Source organism: Dictyobacter alpinus, assembly GCF_003967575.1.
Taxonomy (GTDB): Bacteria; Chloroflexota; Ktedonobacteria; order Ktedonobacterales; family Ktedonobacteraceae; genus Dictyobacter; species Dictyobacter alpinus.
The window spans coordinates 907,135-924,452 of record NZ_BIFT01000002.1; the positions used below are offsets into that span (position 1 = coordinate 907,135).

Here is a 17,318-nt window from a genome sequence, read left to right on the forward strand (position 1 = left end):
CAGCACACCACGAGAGCAGGAGGGACAAGGATGCACATACAGATCAGCGTGAAAGGACATCTGGCCCTTCGCTGGCAAGAGTGGTTTGAAGGACTCCAGATAACTCACCTGGAGAATGGAACATCGCTCCTCACCGGAACCCTACAGGACCAGGCGGCACTCTATGGGGTGCTCTGGAAACTTCGCGATCAGGGGATCGTGCTGCTCGCGTTCATGAGCAGCCCTGTAGAACAGACAAAAGAGAACAGGTGGCCACGAAACACAGGCCACGCCACACGAAAGGATACACTCATGCAAGCAATAACACTCCTCCGTGAACAAATACAGCAAGCACACGCATTTCTGCAAGCGACCGTCGAAGATGTGACGAACGAACAGGCTCACTGGCCCCCTATGGGCACGGCCAATCCCATATCAGCAACATATGTCCACGCCATTGCCAGTGAAGATAAGGAGTACAGGGAGCCAAAGGCTACCCGATCTAGCACTTCAGGAGCATGCAAAGGAGATAAATCTATGGCGACATATGCAGTAGCTCGATTATGGGATGTGGTAAGCGGACCTTCTATTGTTCAGTATTTAGAAGGGATTGATGCGACTCTGGCCCCTTTTCAGGGGCGCTTCCTTGTTCATGGTGGAGAGATCGAGAAGCTTGAAGGGGATTGGACGGGAGATCTGATTATTATCGAGTTCCCAGATCGACAACGTGCTCAAGCCTGGTATGCCTCAGAAGCCTATCAAAAACTGCTTCCTTTACGCTTATCCAGTGCGAAAGGTGAGGCAATTCTGATTGATACGGTATCAGGTGATCATAAAGCCACAGATGTGCTCAAGTAAAAAGTTCATCTCCAGGCGGACACACTGATAGGAATGTAGCCTGGTGGTTGATCTATTTCAGAAATATGGCCATGTAATGCGGGCCGACAACACGCCGATGAAAGAAGGAAGGAAGAAACGATGCCTTATCTTCAAACCAACGATTCTACTCAGCTCTACTATCGGGATTGGGGGACAGGCACCCCCGTGCTCTTCATCAGCGCCTGGGCGTTTAGCGGGGCCATGTGGGAGTACCAGATGCTAAATCTGAACGAGCACGGACTGCGCTGCATTGCCTTTGATCGCCGCGGTCATGGTCGCTCAGATGATCCCGGCCGTGGCTATGAGATCGACCGTCTTGCCGATGATCTTGCGGAGATGATCGAACAGCTCGATCTACGCGATCTGACCCTGGTCGGCAACTCACTGGGCTGTGGGGAGGTCGTCCACTATCTTGCTCGCCATGGCACCAGCCGTATTGCCCGTGTCGTGCTCATGAGTGGTGTCACTCCTGGCATGATCAGATCAGCAGAGAACCCGCAAGGATTTCCAAAGGAGGCTTCCGAGTTCGCCATTGCGAGGATGCAGCAGGACCGCCCACTGTACATGACAGATGGTGCGATCAAGTACTTCGGTCTGGGATCGACGTGGCCGGGACCACCACTGCTTTCCTCAGAAATGGTGCAATGGGCCGTCCGGCTCATTCTCGAGTGTTCACCCAAAGCTACCATCGAGTGCTTCCGGGCTTCTGCGCAGATCAATTTTCTGCCCGACCTGCCCGCGTGTACCGTCCCAACACTGGTTCTGCACGGAGAGAACGATCAGGTCGCCCCCCTGGACCTCTCTGGACGCAGAACGGCTCGGGGTATCCCAGGCAGCAAACTCAAAACCTACCCGGGTGGTGGACACGGCATGTTCCTCACCCATAAAGATCGTATCAACGAGGACCTGCTGACCTTCATTCAAGACTAAACTGTTCAGCAGAAGCATTTCCTGAGCAGCGATCGGGCTACCTGGTATAACCACATACGTGGCATATGATCATGTGCCACGTATGTAGGGGTAGAGCAAGCAAACCTCACCCGCTAGCCCTCATTTCTCTCTTCTCGGTCAATGACGAAGAAATGGATGCAGAAGTAGCGTTTTGTTTTTAAAAACGGAGTACAAAACGGAAAAGCCCATCATCCTCGTACCACATAGGGAAGTTCGTACCCCAGACATTATTGTAGAGATTAAAATGAAGACCCTGCTCCATTTGTGGTTGTCGATTATGAAAATCCAGTAAAGATGGGGTACCTGGTGCAACCAGAGGAGCATCCAACGTCTCAAAAAGCACCTCTCGTCCGTCCTCGGTGTAACGTGCGCCGCGCTCTACTGCATGCAAGGTGCGATTCCCATGGGAGATCACTTCCAATGGCGAAATCCAATGGCCCATTTTATGCAGACTCCACTGACCTTGCTGGGTTCCAGCAGGCTGAAAGGAGAACCAGAGCGCCTCAGGCAAGCGATTGGCCTGCTTCTCAAACCACTGTAACGTCAACTCGATCACAGGTTCCGCGTGCAAAAATGTTAACTCCACAGTCACCGTACGCGGCGCACCATAGGTTTGCCAGCTCTCTTGTGGCATCGCCATCTGAAGCAGGAGAACTGTGTCCTCTTGCTTCTCACGACGATAGAGACTTATCAGGCGTGGATGCCAGCGCTGATAGGAATCCACAACCTGGTCGATGCCCGGTTTGGTGAAATCCTCACGGGCCCAAACAGCCGTCTCGGACTTATTCCAGATGTACTGCTCAAAAAAGCACTCGTACTCCGTTTGGGAAAAAAGCTCATAAAAAAAGAGTGCCAGTGGTTGCTCTGGCGTCGCCCAGATACGCCCTGTTTGTTTCTCCTGCAACCAGGTCAGCGCGCCCTGTTCGCTCACGCGCAGCAGGAAATAGCGCGTTTCTAGCAACACGTCCTGTTTCTCAATGGACTGAAAACCCTCAAGAGCAACCGTTTGCGGCTCCAACTGCGCCAGGGCAGCACCTGCTTTCTGCGCTTCATCGGTATCTCCGAGCGCGGCCAGAGCAGCCTGCACATACGCCCGTTGTTCCGTCCAGGAGGATGCGAACAACTGAAAATTAGCAACGTGACGCATGGTGCTCAACTGTGCGGGGTTATAATGCGTATAATCGGCCAGATATGTTTTTTCATCCATACCCCAGGTATGTTCCGCCATCTGGAGCAGAGCATTACTGAAAGGATACCAACGCTCATCATCCTCTGTGAACTGCCCTGTCATCTGCCATTGGCGGCGTAAGCGGCTCAACGCGCGATAGTGTCCTACTTTTTGAGGGTCGGACCCGACGCCATGAATCCAGCTATCTCCTATTTCATCCGTGATTACCGGAAAATGGGCTTTGAGTGGCAGGATAGCACGCGCGAAGGCGTCCAGCGTTGAAGCCGTAATCTCTGCCTCAGGCAAACGCTTACGCAGGTTAGAGAAGGCTGCGAGCACCTGTTCACTATTCTGGGGACCAATATTGTCCAGTGTATGTGCAAACGCCAACGCAGTGTCCGAATCCGGTACAGTTGCCAGATCACCATAGGAGCCTGGCTGATACATCACCACCACCTCGCTTGCCGTCGCGAGATCACGCCAGACAAAGAGTGGTGGCACATCAGGGGAAGTAGATCCTGGATTAACACCGATATGTAAGAACTGGATGCCCGCCTGCGCCAGCAAAGGCACCATCGCGCGTGTATGCCCTGGAACATCACTCATCTTCCCCGCAATGGTCTGCCGACCAAAACGTTGATCCAGGAGGTGTGAGATGTGCAACCCAAACGTAAAGAGCGATGCATCCAGCAATTCGCTATGCATCGTCATTGGCAAAGCATGCCAGGCAATATCCCCCTCCAAAATGGCTCGCTCCATCAACGCACGCTCTTGCGCTGATGCCTGCTCCAGATACTCATACAAGATCCAGGATCCCGTCGTCCAAACAAAACGTTCCGCCCCACCGCGCACACGAAGCACACGCGCAGTCTCAAGGGCTTTAGGAAAGTACTCGTGGAAATAGCGTTGCTTCACCTGCTCTGCCAGTTCCGTAAAGCCGAGATCCAAATGCGTTTTAAACAGCAAATGCACATGGGATCGTTGCATACCTTGTGTCTCTTTCATTTGATGCCACTTGTGACAATACCGCGTACATAATAGCGCTGAGCGAAGAAGAAGATAAGCAACACTGGAGTCACATACAGAATCGATCCAGCAGCCAGAATATTGGTCAAGACATCGTTATGTCCGTCGTTATAGCCGGTTGACATTGCGACACCTAACGTTGTGTTGTCCTGGCTCAAAAACAGCTTTGGCGCAAACCAATCACCCCACGTTCCTGTGAAGGCAATCACGAATGCAGTCACCAGGACCGGTAAGGAAAGCGGTAAAAAGATCTGCCAGAAGATACGCCCATAGCTACAGCCATCAATGATCGCTGCGTCCTCCAACTCTTTGGGGATGCCAGCAAAAAATTGGCGAAAGAGAAAGCTCAGATAGGGAGCGCTGGCCAGCCCCCACAAAAACCAGGGCCAATAGGTGTCAATAAGCCCGAAGCGAGAGAAGAGCACGTATGTCGGGATAACTGTGAGGGTCTGAGGCAACATAATCGTTGCTAGCATCATGATAAATAACGTGTTCTTACCAGGCGCGGACAAGCGTGCAAAGGCAAAACCAACCAGTGCACTGCTGATTGTCACCAGGGAGGCGTACATTGTAGCCAGCACAAGCGTATTGCTCGTATAGTGCAGGTAATCGATCATCGTTACCGCTTTGACGAAGTTATCCCATTGTGCCTGGACCGGAAACCAACGGATTGGATAAATGGCCAGTTCCGGGAGTGATTTGAGCGCGGTCATACAGAGCCAGAAGAATGGGGCGAGAAACACCAGCGCCAATACGATCATCACCAGCACCACTAACCAGTTCTTAGAAAGAAACCGGTGTTGACTTCGGGTTGAGCGAGCACGACTCCTTCTTACCTGTCGAAACGGGTATGCCATACTAGTTGTTTCCTCCTTGATCAATCTCATAATAGACCCAGAGAGCACTGCTGCGAAAGATGAGCAGGGTAATCAGTAAAATCAAGGCAAACAAGACCCACAACAATGCTGACCCATAACCGAAGCGCTGATAGTAGAAGAACTCGGCATAGACATGGACCATATAGAGCTGATTACCAGACGGTACAGCAACAACATTCTGACCCGCACCACCGCCTGGTGAAATCAAGAGTGGCTGGACCAAAGTCTGCAGAGCATAGATCATATTCGTTACCACCTGGAAGAAGAGAACAGGCGAGAGCATTGGCAGGATAATACGCCAGAAGCGATACCAGGCATTGGCACCATCAACCCGCGCCGCTTCCAACAATTCGGCGGGAACACCTTGCAATCCGGCCAGCGAGATAATCATACCTCCACCCAGTCCCCAGAGCACCATGATGATCAGGACCAGAAAGGCCGTCGGATCAATCAACCAGGAGATAGCTGGCCCATGAAAGAGTTCGATAAAGGCATTGATACCACCCACATCACGATCAAACATCAGTTGAAACATAATCGCCGTTGCTACCACCGGGACCACCGATGGGAGATAAAAGATCGTGCGGAACAGTCCAACCGCGCGCATACGGCGATTGAGTAAGAGCGCCAGACCCAGACCACCAGCGATCCCACAGGGCACCGTGATCACAGCATAGAGCACCGTGCGTAAAAGCCCCGCCCAGGCAAGCGTGTCATGAAAAACATCCAGGTAGTTGTTGAAACCAACCCAGTGCAGTCGCTCGGAAATGCCATCAAAATTGGTGAAACTGATCATGAGGGCATATCCCAGAGGAAATACCGTCAGAACCAGAAAGCCCAGGAGCCAGGGCGAAGCAAAGAAATAAAAACGTAGTGACGAACGACCTATCCTCCTGCGGCGCCGTACCTGGGAATGGCGAGATACCGTAGTCGCATTGGTACCTCGCTCGGGAGGAACATGCGTTGAGAGCATGACGAACCACCCTTTCTCTCTTTTCAATACACAGGGTTGCACGAGGCTGAATGAACAAGGAAGACCTATCCACCAGCCTCACCATCTGAAAGCCAAGAATGTCCTTTAACTTATCTGTTGCTTCCCTTGCTGAGCCAGTTGATTCACGGCTGTCTGCAACTGTCTCACAGCATTATTCAGGTCCGCCTGCCCCTTCATCACCGGCTCAATGTACTGCTTGAATGAAGCCTCAAAAGCATCATCGCTGATATAGGGAGAGAAATGCAGTACGGTCTGATGGGGGAGAGCAGCCTGCTCCACCGTATATGCTTCCTTTTGCGCCGGAGTGCCCTGCGGCAATTCAGGGAGCAAACTCTTTAATGCCGGTAAGCCAAAGCCGCTCTTCACGCGATCTTGCGCAGGAGGACCACCCAGGAAAAATTCGAAAAATTTCCAGGCCTCGTCTTTATGCTTGCTCTTGACCGGTATCCAGGCCCCGGTCCCGGCAAAACAGGCATTCACAGGTGTCGATCCAAACTGCGGGGCCGGTGCGAAACCAACATTGTCCGGTAGCGTATTGTTGTATTTCGAGTAGAGCGCACCTCCAAACCAATAGCCCCAGAGGCTAATAGCTTCGCGGTCAGCAGCAAAAAGGGTATCGGATCCATTCGTGTCAGGATCCAGCGGCGAGGGACCAACATGAGCCCGCGCCCAATCGACATACCACTTGATAGCAGCAACAGCATCACTATCTGTGAGATTTGCCCGGGTATAATCTTCACTCCACAACGACTTGCCTCGTTGTGCGAGCATCTGCATCAGGTGAGCCTGGGTAGTGAAACCATAGATAACATCAAGCCCATAGACTTTAATCTTCCCATTGTCGCGCACGGTTAACTTTTTACCGATTTCCAACAACTCGTCATAGCTCAGCGGCTTCGTCGTACTGGGATAGGGTACCTTCGCCTGGTCAAAGGTTTTCTTGTTATACCAGAACATCGCATCCTGAGACCAGTCTTTGGCCATGCCATAGCGTGGTCCCTGCCCCTCGGTATGGCCATTCCAACGGTATACATCATTCACGGATAAGAGATCAGCTTCTTTGATCACGCTACTTTTCGCAAAATAATCCGATAGGTCAGTCGCCAGACCGCGAGCCGCAATATTCGGGATAGTTGGCGCCCCTTGCGTTCGGATGACATCAGGAGGATTACCAGCGGCCAACATGGAATTGAGCACAGTTGCATCGTATTCCAATTGCTTGACTTTAATGGTGGGATTCTGCTTCTGAAAGAGCGCAACCTGGGTAGCCGAGAGTTCCGCCTTGTTATACATCACTGTAATAGTTACAGGACTGCTGCTCGTCGGACTGCTAGAGGTACCACAGGCGTCAAGTAACGCACTTGCCCCTGCAAGCGTCGTTGTCGCGGCGGCAGCTTGAAGAAAACGGCGACGCGTGAAATAGGAAAAAGAGGGAGGCATGTTGAAGTGAGCCATAGAAATCCTTCCTTTTCTGTATGTAATGATACATACGTGGTTTCCAGCTTCAATTGCTGGAGATAAGCGCATAGCACACAGGGTATTCATGCAAGAGAGGACATCGCTGTCCTCCAACCATATTCATGACATGTAAATATCGACATGTAAACGCTATGTCATGAAATGAGTGATAAAAATCAAATGGCATTATCGCTCATATACGATAAAAACGGGATAATGTGATGAGATTACTGCTGATATCGAGGATATTACCATCCATTTACATAGAAAGTCAAGAGTTTTAAAGACATATTCTTTCCATGTCATGTAAATTGTTCAGCAAATGCTTTTAAAATTGCGGTCGCGCCAGGATTGACATATCAAACGGAGATGGGTACAATAAATCAACAAGGAGAAAAAGAGGCACATGGAGAAACCGACACTACCAAATTACCAGCGTATCAAGCAGGAATTGCTACAGGATATTGCGCACGGCAACTACACGCCTGACCAGATCTTCATTACGCAACAAGAAGTATGTCAACGTTTTCAAGTCAGCCGCATTACGGCTGAGCGAGCACTTAACGAACTGGTGCACGAAGGCGTCCTGATCCGGCGTCGTGGTCAGGGCACGTTTGTAGCCGAGAAAGTTGCTCCTGATGCAATCACTCAAAATAACCTCGATAGGAAAGTTACTATCGCGTGTATTGTAAGTGTGACGCGCAGTGACCATAAAAGCGCTATTATCCGAGGTATTGATCAGGTGTGTCGGGAAGAGGATTGCCATTTGCTCTTTTTCGACTCGGGCGAGTCACCTGAAATTGAGGCCTCCAACCTGCATAGAGCGTTGAAAGCAGGTGTCTCTGGCATTATCATTTATCCAGTTGATGGCTATACGAATGTGGCTTTATTTCACGATATCCTGAAGGATGGTATCCCCCTGGTAATGGTTGATCGCTATTATCCGATGGTGGCAACTGATGTTGTGGTACCAGACAATGTTGACGCGGGTTACCAGATTACCAGATCACTTATTGAACAGGGTCATCGTGTCATCGCTACGGTCTGGCAGGAAATTGCTTGTACCAGTGTCCAGGAACGCCTGATTGGATATAAAAGAGCACTCATGGAGGCAAACGTGGCTATTGACTCTGACATGGCCACGTATCGCTCTTACAGCGCGCTCAGCGAGGAAAAACGACGCGCACTACTCTCATCCTGGTTAGCCTTACCCAATCCACCTACAGCCATTCTAGCGGCAAACAGCTATATTCTAGGCATACTTTCCATAGATCTGCTCCACCTCGGAGTTCAGATTGGTAAAGATCTTGTACTCGCTGCCATGGACAAAGACGATACTGGCGTCCCCCTGACACTGGGTTCAGCCAGCGTGATCCTGCCATCCTATGAAATGGGGTGTGAGGCAATGCACATCTTGTTCGATCGCTTCCATAATAGCTCCAGCCACACAAAGCATATTGTATTACCGATACGTTTATCCATGCCTGCCCCGGTCGTTATTAACGCACACGCCACCGAAGCAGGGTAGAACAGAGGCGGTTTCCTTAAAGGGCGGTGAAGCGCCAGCCTCCATCTTCGGTACATGTATTGCAATACATACGTATGTTGTAATACATGTACCTTTTTTTGAACACCACAGGCACAAACAGCGTCTTTTCACAGACATTCTATCATTCTTTGTTTTCCAGGCTATGATATATAAAACAAATTCGCGATCCAATCACGACGTCTTCATGGCATAAACTGGCATCTCGATAACGTCATCTTTCCAGAGCAAAATAGCAACAAATATGACTGGTTTAGCGGCATTTACCTCATTCGTTTCGATCATTCAGTAGAGCAATAAAGGTTATCCCTCTATTGAATAGAAAAAAGGAGCAGAGGTAATTCCCCCTTATGCCAGAGATAAGGGCACATTGACATGTAAAGAAACAGGAGAAAAATACATTGGTAGGACCTATTGACATGTAATAGCTCAATCAGTACACTACATAATAGCAAAGCGAAAAAGCGCAATGCTTTGAAAGGAGGCCGTACACAGAAATAATACAATGTCACACAGATACAGTTTCTATCAACAGGACAACATAATATGATGTTTTCATCTCTTCTCAAGGATTGAGGAGAGGGAAGGATCCACCAACTGTTCGAAAGGATTGTTACAATGGACGTAACGCGACGCTCTCGACTATTCCGTATCATTACTCTTTGTCTATTGACACTTGTGACGACGTTTTTGCTGGATTGCTGGCAACCAGGCCATGCACACGCCGCCACCGTCCCAAATACTGTTTTTGTCGATACAACAAATCCATCTTTCAGCATCACAACCACATCCGACGGCTCGTATTCCTATACCGTCACAGACATCAATGGCTCTACTGTGACATCAGGGCAGGCGACCAGCACGAACCAACACATTTCGCTCACCCTGGCCCCACAATCTGATGGCTATTATACGCTCAATATCGCCAACAAACAGATTACCTTCGTGGTGGTGGCTCCTCCTACCCATGATGCATCTTCTCAATTTGGCAATGGCCTGCATTTCGAGTCTTATGATCCCAATCTGGCTCCCCTTGTCGCCACGACAGGGGCTGGATGGGCCAGAGCCGATTTGACCTGGGCAAATATAGAGAAGACACAGGGCCAGTATGACTTTTCCGTCTATGATCCCTGGATGAACGCTTTACAGCAACAGGGCATTACACCATTTGTAATTCTGGATTATAGCAATCCACTCTATGATGGTGGAAACACCCCTTATGACGATGCCGGCTATAGCGCCTACGCCAACTATGCACAGGCTGTACTGCATCACTATGGCTCACAAATTACGGCAGTCGAAGTGTGGAATGAGTATAATTGGAATGCCGCTGGCCCTTGTTCAAGGAGCACCAGCTGCTATGTGCAATTGTTGAAGACAGCCTATCAGGCCGTTAAGGCAGTTAACACAAATATCACAGTTGTCGGTGGAGCTGTAGCCGAGGATGAGTCAGGCTGGTTTGATGGTATCTTTCAGGGAGGTGGCTTGCAGTATATGGATGCGGTCTCCGGCCATCCTTATACAGATAAGCAGACTGCGGCCCCCGAAAATACGGCAGGGACCTCGCTTGATCAACAAATGATTGGTCTGGAAGGTGCCATTAAACAATATAATAATGGACAACCTAAACCTATCTGGATTAGTGAACTGGGTTGGCCAACCTGTTGTGCACATGTCAATGAAACAGATCAAGCCAATTACCTTGTCCGCGGCGCCGTTCTGGCATTGGCAGGAGGAGTGCAGAAGTTCTTCTGGTACGATTTCCTCGACGATGGTGGAAATCCTGATTATACAGAGCACCATTTTGGTGTGTTACGCTTACCTGACAGCACAGGGACCTATACACCTAAACCTTCCTACGCCGCTTACGCAACCATGACCCATATTTTGAATACTGTTCCCTTTGAAGCAAGTGAGGCAGTTGGCAGCAATGTATACGACGAACGCTTCGCCAATAATACCCGTGTCTTCTGGTCCACAGCTGGTACGCAGCAATTGACGGTCTCGGCAGATAATCCTGTGACGGTCACAACCATGACAGGCCACACACAGGTCTACACGCCCTCCAATGGATCGGTAACGCTCCCACTTTCGGCCAGTCCTATCTATGTCCAGGGAGCCCTCAACATCCAGCAAGGACAAAACCCCGGCACCTTTTCTACCGGTTTCGAGAATGGAGACATGCAATTAACCTGGACGAATAGTGTCGATAACTCAGGAGGTCCCGCTGGTGGTAGCGCCAACATCACAGGTATCTGCTGTGGTCTGAGCGGTCCTGAACTAAATGTTGGAGATGGTGGTCCTCTTTCACCGCACGGAGGAAGCCATTCACTGCTCTACTCGGGAAATGGAACCAATGCGAGTGGAAGCAATTATGCCTATCTTAAAGCCTTTGATTTAAGCAGTCACCCTATTGCAGTTACTTCTGCGACAACCCTTTCCTATTGGATTAATCCAGAGAGTTCAGCCAATAGCTACAATTATGCCAGTGGCAATAATAGTACATGTGTGGCCATTGACCTGATTTTTAGCGATAATACGAACTTGCGCGACTCCGGTGCGACAGACACCAATGGGAACCGTGCCCATCCCGCCTACCAATGCAACCATCTGACCCTTGATACCTGGAATCATGTCACCATCAATCTGGGAGCAACTGTATCTGGAAAAACTATTGTGCGCCTGGATATTGGCTATGATCAGCCCTCAACTACAGGCGGCTATCGTGGCTATCTCGATGATATTTCCATCGGTTAAGGAAGCCAGGAAAAGGAAATGTAGGAGTGCATCGCGCTCCTACATCCATTTTTATATTCGTCTTACGAAGAAGAGAACGTGATGAATCGGTTGCAAATGTTTACCAGTATCTTACTCACATTTTATACTCATCGTCTTCAGCATATCCTTGCGCGGCAAGGGCTCTGGTGGCCTCGGAAAAGTTTCCAGCATGTTCCAGGAACGTGTAGGCCGCAAATTTGCTGATGCCCACATGCGACGCAAAAATGGTTGAGGTGGAGAAGACATAGAGATAATCTCCACCTTCATAGTTGGTCGTGGCACTGATGCCATGCTGTTTTCCTGGCCTGCGCCAGAAATCCTCTCCGCCTATCCTTCTCACCCATGTCCAACCATGCGGCTCCAAAATTTCTGGCCAGCTGGCCAGCTCATTAAAAATGGTTCCCGGCTGACGCCCTGCATAGCGTTGTCGAAATTTCTTTGGCGCTCCTCGGTGGGTGGTTGTTTTTTCCCTGGAGGGCATCTCATCCAGTGTACGCGCCACGGAGAGCAACAGGGCACGATCATCAGACTGAATTGTCTGAATCGTGGTTACATTCCCGGACAGAACCTGATACGGCTGACCACTCGGATGGACAGCCCCACTGGAGGGCGCGCCAATACTATAACCGCCTTCTCCCCTGGTTTCAATCAAACTCAAGACATAGGGAGGTTCTTTGAGTGGACGCTGCGCCACCTTCTTACTGCCCTCACTCAGGTCAGGATAGCGATAATAGAGATGAATCCCTTTCGGTGAACGTTCTTTATAGCCCAGTTCGATCCGTTTCAGTAACCAGGCCAACCCTTCCCGATGCATGCGCTCAACAAAGCGCTCATAGATATGCTGGTCATCAAAGTCAAGCATTTCTAATCCACCACTTACCTGACCAGTGATAAAGGCGATGCCACGATTCTGCCCATAAAACCACTGCCTGGCCTGCTCTGGGGTTGGTACCACCTTTTGATACTCTTTCCACCTTACAGCCGGACTCTTGGTGCCATCAGCAGTGATTGGAATAAAACTGATACCAGCGCGTATCGCGGTTAGAGCTGCTTGATAGACATTGAGCGGGTGAGGAGACTGAGATGAGATACGCGCCATTATCGCGATTCCTTTCGCCATTTACAATCCATTTACTGGTTCTTTTTCTCGCCACTCCAACTATACATAAAAAAACCTGAAGGGGAAAGAGGACACGGTACAATCCCTCGGATCCTATCCTAAATTTGTTTCTTGTTCAACTCTTCCATCTCTGGCATACTCATAACATAGAATAGTAGTGGACTGACTCACTGCATGTGGTAAACTCTTCTACGTAGGCGGGAGGGGAGAATGTTACGGGGGCACAGTTCCCGATCCCCAAGGCAAGCCCATTGCATCCCCGCTTTGCACCTGAGCCGGGTCAGACCAGTAGTACCTATGTCCTCAGGGACAGAAAGAGTGTGATTGTATTGAAATTTGGCCTCTTCTCAATGAATAGTTTCGTGTGTAGTTCTCCTGAGGTCGCTGTCAAGATAGCTCAGCTTGCGGAATCCGCCGGGTTCGAGTCGCTATGGGCTGGCGAACATGTTGTGCTCCCTGATCCGCAGGTCCCTCCTTCTCCGGCGGCTCCTGATGATCGCATGCTCGATCCGGTCGTTGCGCTGACCTATCTGGCAGCCCATACCCACCAGGTTCGCCTGGGAACTGGAATTCTTATCTTGCCACAGCATAACCCGCTCGTGCTGGCGAAAGCACTGGCCAGCCTGGATACCCTCTCAGATGGACGCTTGATCGTTGGCATCGGTGCTGGGTATCTCGAGCCGGAGTTCCGTGCTCTAGGTGTACCTTTCGCGGATCGGGGCGCACGCACCGATGACTATCTGGCGGCGATGCGGGCTATCTGGACACAGCCCCAGCCAGCCTATCATAGCCGCTTTGTTTCCTTCGAACACGTCCAGGCCCATCCACAGCCGTCGCGTGCTCTTCCCGTCGTCGTGGGTGGTCAGAGCGTTTCCGCCTATCGACGGGCAATAAAATTTGGAACTGGCTGGTACGGCTGGTCCCTCGATCTGGCCGCAACAGCACATGCTCTCGATCAGATCGAGGAGGTTCGTAAACGCCACCCACGCCCAGAGGAACTAGGAAAACTAGAGATCAGCATCACACCGCCTCCCAGAGGGATTACCCTGGAAGACGCAAAACGGTACGCCGACCTGGGCGTTGATCGCTTGATTCTCCTTCCCTCCAGGCGGTTCAACGAAGTTAATCTGAAAGCGTTTGTCTCACAGATCGGCGAGACCGTTCTTAATCACCTCTGATTGGTTAATGGCTCCAGTTTCTACGGAGTGCAACATCCCAATGACAACATGAGCTTAGCTCTTTGCACATCTTGTGGGGCAGAACCAGACTGTGGGTCAATCTCATACATGGTCCAAATCGGCCTTCTAGAAATGGCCCCAGCCATTGTATGTTGCCGTATCCAGGATAGCGAGCCAATCAAAGTCGGTGAAACTGTGGCCATTGAGTGGTTCCGTATAGCTCCTGTTCTTCTGGCTGCCAGAGCGAATGGGAAGCGCCGCAATTTCCTCTGCAGGAAGTCCTTGCCCTTGATGGGTGGGAATGAACAGCCCTGGCCCGCCAGCAGATGTGAAGCGCGCCTCAAGCGTCCCTGCTTCTGGCTGACCGATCCCGTTAGCTGGCGAGGAGCCAACGGCTGAACCAATAACGGCATAGCGGCGACCGAATAGTTCATGAAGATGAGAGCCAACGGGCCACCAGTGGATCTCCTCATTCCCCCATTGCCATTGCACCTTTCCACGCTTGAGATGGCTATTGTGAGCAAAAGCCAGGACCTTGCCTCGACCCTGTTCACGCGAGACGATGTACGTCAGATTCTCAGCCATCATGGCAGCACGAATGCCGAGCAGGCGGGCCGGACGTTTAGCGGAAGGCTGCGCGAGCGTCGCATGATAGTTCAGGAGCTGCCGAGCCATCACAGCATAGTGGACGGCTTCCAGATAACGGCTCTCGTCGCTCTGCATCACCAGCGCGGGCCGCTGCATACGCAGTTCTGAAATCAGCTCCTCTGTCTCGATCCGCAATGCGCTTGCCTGCGGTGTTCGACCTATCGCTTGGGTTGGGTCGAGCGCGGCATCCGGATTCTCCCAGGCAGCATCCTGTCCGAGCAGCGGGTCGATGCGCTCACGATACTCCTGCCCGAGAGTCTTATCAACTGAGCTCAGGTAATCAAGCGCAACGTGCAGTATCCGGCGGGGACTGTCTGCGATCATATCGGTTGGACTATCAAATCCATAAAATTGGATTTTCATCTGGTGGGCTGGATCAGTATTATAGTGCCTCATCCATTCGACCAGGGCTCGATTGGCTGCGGAAGTTCCAAAACCGTGGCTAAATCCAGCATCCTGCACCGCCTCATAAGAGGCCGGACCGCGGCCAAGCACGTATGCGTTGACGATGGGTCCCTGAGAAAAACTGCTCTCAATGGCAATGGCGCTGTAGCCATGGGCCTCAACCAGGCGTTGAAAGAGCTGGTTGCGCAGGACAAGCACCTCTTCCCCTCCATGAAGGGCTTCTCCAAAGCCAAGCACATCTACCGCCCCATCAAGTGAATCAATCACCGTATCAACGGCGGCATTGAAGTCCGGACCAGCATCGGGGGAAAATGGGATCGCCTCGTGTGCAATCCAATCGTCAAGCGTTGTATATACCTTTGCTGCGTGCATCATTGGGTCTATCCTTCCTTGTTTTCACTATATCATTCATCCAATGAGAAACCTGCTGCTTCTATCTGCTATACTCTCGTTTATTGTATGAGAATATGTTCCTGGCTTCGACAGATCTCACAGGAGGCTGCATGCATGCATCTTCAATCCAAGCTGGCCAGGCTTTTTCTGGATCACATCCCTACTGTATAACACAAATGCAAGAATAGAGGGTAGAAAGAAAGCCAGGAAAGGGCGTATGGACATATATAGGTTATCGCAGGCTCAATATAGCTGAATGTGTGTAATCAAACGGAGGAGTGTATCGCGAAAACCCTCAAACGCGAAGTTGCGGGTTTTGCATGAAGCCTGGCACCACTTTACATATCTCAATACAATGAAACTTCTTATCGAAAGAGCTTTCTGATTATATTCATCTCACAATCGATTATAGATAATTTTCTGAGGCACAGAACTTCTTCGTCCTATATAACTTTTTTGCCCTGCTTCGTGGTACTATTTTAGTGTAAGAAAGGCCTGCCATGTTGTAAATATTTTTTGAGGGGCAATCATTTATGCCATACCTTGCGCCTGCATCTTGCATTATAGAGAAGTACCATATGTGTACTTCTTTTCTATGTTGGATACAATGAGCAAATTAAAAACAATCAGATAATTCAACGGTGTGTGCAGCTTTTCTCGTCTTTATCCAGGCTATCGGTATCTCTTCATCGTGATGCAACAACTATTTTTTCAAGAATTGGAAGAGTGTTTGCATGAAGCAAATGAAAGCGTCTGAGATACGACCGAACGAACGTTTAAGGCAAGAACGCCTTCGTCGTAACTGGTCACAGGCAGAGGTCGCCGAAAAAATTGGGAGTGATCCCAAGACGGTAGGCCGCTGGGAAAGAGGCAGTACGTTTCCAGGTTTGTATCTGCGGCAAAAATTGTGTGATATTTTTGAGATGGATGCGGAAGCACTTGGGTTGGTCAAAGTGGAGGCTAACAGGCCTGAAAAAGCGGCTGAAGTTGACTCCATTGCCATAGAGCATGTGGAGCAAACGAAAATACCACTCGTTCAAGAGACTTCTTTTGTACCCATTGAAACTGCCCCGTCCTTAGCAAAGCCGCTTATTCGGATCACCCCAATCCCTCTGAGGCTATCAAGAAAGGCACTTATTTTATCATTCTCCTCGTCAGGCATGCTAATACTTATCGCGATTGTTCTTTGTGCCATGTACCTCCCTCACGATCCAGGCAATCCCTATCAGGTGGCAGGTCAACTGCTCATCAATGATGCACTCACTAGTGACGCCTCAGCTATCGTGCAGCATAGCAATACAGAGGGTACGTGTCTGTATAAAGATGGCGCTTTTCATAATCGCGTCATCCGTAAAACATATATCAAGCCGTGCATGCTTGATGGGATCATTCTGCATAACTTCGTGTACGAAGTGCAGATGCAATTCCTGCAAGGAAACTGTGGCGGCATATTGTTTCGCAGTAACTTTCCTCTCATGTACTATTTCCTTGTCTGCACCAATGGGCAGTATCGCCTGGTACGCTATGATCGTGACAATGTCGCCAACCGAAAAATTCTGCTGGTACAAACAACGTCGGCTCTCCATACCGGACTCAAAGCCATCAATACCCTCGCGGTCGTGGCACAGGACAGTCATTTCGAGCTTTTTATCAATACACTGAAAATAGCACAGGCACAGGATACGGCGTATGCAGAGGGCCAGATTGGCACGCTTGCCCATACCTGCTCCATTGCCAGAACCGATTATGATTGTGTTGATACCACAGAAGTGCGTTTCACGAATTTACACGTCTGGAAATTGCCGTAAATTTCCCCAACGGATGCACGGCTGACTGCTAGACAGTTCGATCGTACTACTCACTCACTATAGCTCCATCAGCCAGGCGGGACATGATACAGTCTCACTTTGCGATGGA

Annotated in this window: 12 protein-coding genes; 6 read left to right on the forward strand and 6 right to left on the reverse strand. The window is 50.2% G+C overall.

What is annotated here, in order from left to right; translation table 11 throughout:
• Positions 1-30 precede the first annotated feature (30 nt).
• Both EL633_RS38025 and EL633_RS26085 read left to right on the forward strand, forming a co-directional pair.
• Positions 31-837, forward strand: coding sequence for a DUF1330 domain-containing protein (locus tag EL633_RS38025; protein ID WP_218027586.1), 807 nt, complete (start codon positions 31-33; stop codon positions 835-837).
• A gap of 120 nt (positions 838-957) precedes the next feature.
• On the forward strand, positions 958-1,788 hold the full coding sequence (locus EL633_RS26085; protein ID WP_126630204.1) for an alpha/beta fold hydrolase: 831 nt from the start codon (positions 958-960) through the stop codon (positions 1,786-1,788).
• 178 nt (positions 1,789-1,966) lie between these two features.
• Here EL633_RS26085 and EL633_RS26090 read toward each other — a convergent pair whose 3' ends face one another.
• The 4 genes from EL633_RS26090 to EL633_RS26105 form a co-directional block, all read right to left on the reverse strand.
• On the reverse strand, positions 1,967-3,964 hold the full coding sequence (locus EL633_RS26090; RefSeq protein WP_161982448.1) for a DUF5054 domain-containing protein: 1,998 nt from the start codon (positions 3,962-3,964) through the stop codon (positions 1,967-1,969).
• A 14-nt stretch (positions 3,965-3,978) separates the two neighbouring features.
• A complete protein-coding gene (locus EL633_RS26095; protein WP_126630206.1) occupies positions 3,979-4,860 on the reverse strand; it encodes a carbohydrate ABC transporter permease in 882 nt (293 codons plus the stop codon).
• A gap of 1 nt (position 4,861) precedes the next feature.
• Positions 4,862-5,854 carry a carbohydrate ABC transporter permease gene (locus EL633_RS26100; RefSeq protein WP_126630207.1) on the reverse strand — a complete coding sequence of 331 codons (993 nt, stop codon included), beginning with the start codon at positions 5,852-5,854 and terminating at the stop codon, positions 4,862-4,864.
• A gap of 105 nt (positions 5,855-5,959) precedes the next feature.
• Positions 5,960-7,330: an ABC transporter substrate-binding protein gene (locus EL633_RS26105; RefSeq protein ID WP_161982449.1), complete on the reverse strand. Its 1,371-nt coding sequence runs from the start codon at positions 7,328-7,330 to the stop codon at positions 5,960-5,962.
• A 409-nt stretch (positions 7,331-7,739) separates the two neighbouring features.
• Between EL633_RS26105 and EL633_RS26110 the strand changes: the two genes are divergently transcribed.
• Positions 7,740-8,861 (forward strand): GntR family transcriptional regulator, encoded by a 1,122-nt coding sequence (locus tag EL633_RS26110; RefSeq protein ID WP_126630209.1) that lies wholly within the window; start codon positions 7,740-7,742, stop codon positions 8,859-8,861.
• A 636-nt stretch (positions 8,862-9,497) separates the two neighbouring features.
• A complete protein-coding gene (locus EL633_RS26115; protein ID WP_126630210.1) occupies positions 9,498-11,636 on the forward strand; it encodes a glycoside hydrolase 5 family protein in 2,139 nt (712 codons plus the stop codon).
• Positions 11,637-11,751: 115 nt separating this feature from the next.
• Here the strand turns inward: EL633_RS26115 and EL633_RS26120 are convergent, their stop codons facing one another.
• Complete coding sequence (locus EL633_RS26120) at positions 11,752-12,777, reverse strand: bifunctional DNA primase/polymerase (protein ID WP_126630211.1); 1,026 nt, start codon at positions 12,775-12,777, stop codon at positions 11,752-11,754.
• 320 nt (positions 12,778-13,097) lie between these two features.
• Between EL633_RS26120 and EL633_RS26125 the strand changes: the two genes are divergently transcribed.
• Positions 13,098-13,955, forward strand: coding sequence for an LLM class F420-dependent oxidoreductase (locus EL633_RS26125; protein WP_218027587.1), 858 nt, complete (start codon positions 13,098-13,100; stop codon positions 13,953-13,955).
• Positions 13,956-14,081: 126 nt separating this feature from the next.
• On the opposite strand, the gene EL633_RS26130 is transcribed toward EL633_RS26125, so the two are convergent.
• Positions 14,082-15,383: an erythromycin esterase family protein gene (locus EL633_RS26130; RefSeq protein ID WP_126630212.1), complete on the reverse strand. Its 1,302-nt coding sequence runs from the start codon at positions 15,381-15,383 to the stop codon at positions 14,082-14,084.
• 752 nt (positions 15,384-16,135) lie between these two features.
• Here EL633_RS26130 and EL633_RS26135 point away from each other — a divergent pair.
• Positions 16,136-17,209, forward strand: coding sequence for a helix-turn-helix transcriptional regulator (locus tag EL633_RS26135; protein WP_126630213.1), 1,074 nt, complete (start codon positions 16,136-16,138; stop codon positions 17,207-17,209).
• Positions 17,210-17,318: the final 109 nt, after the last annotated feature.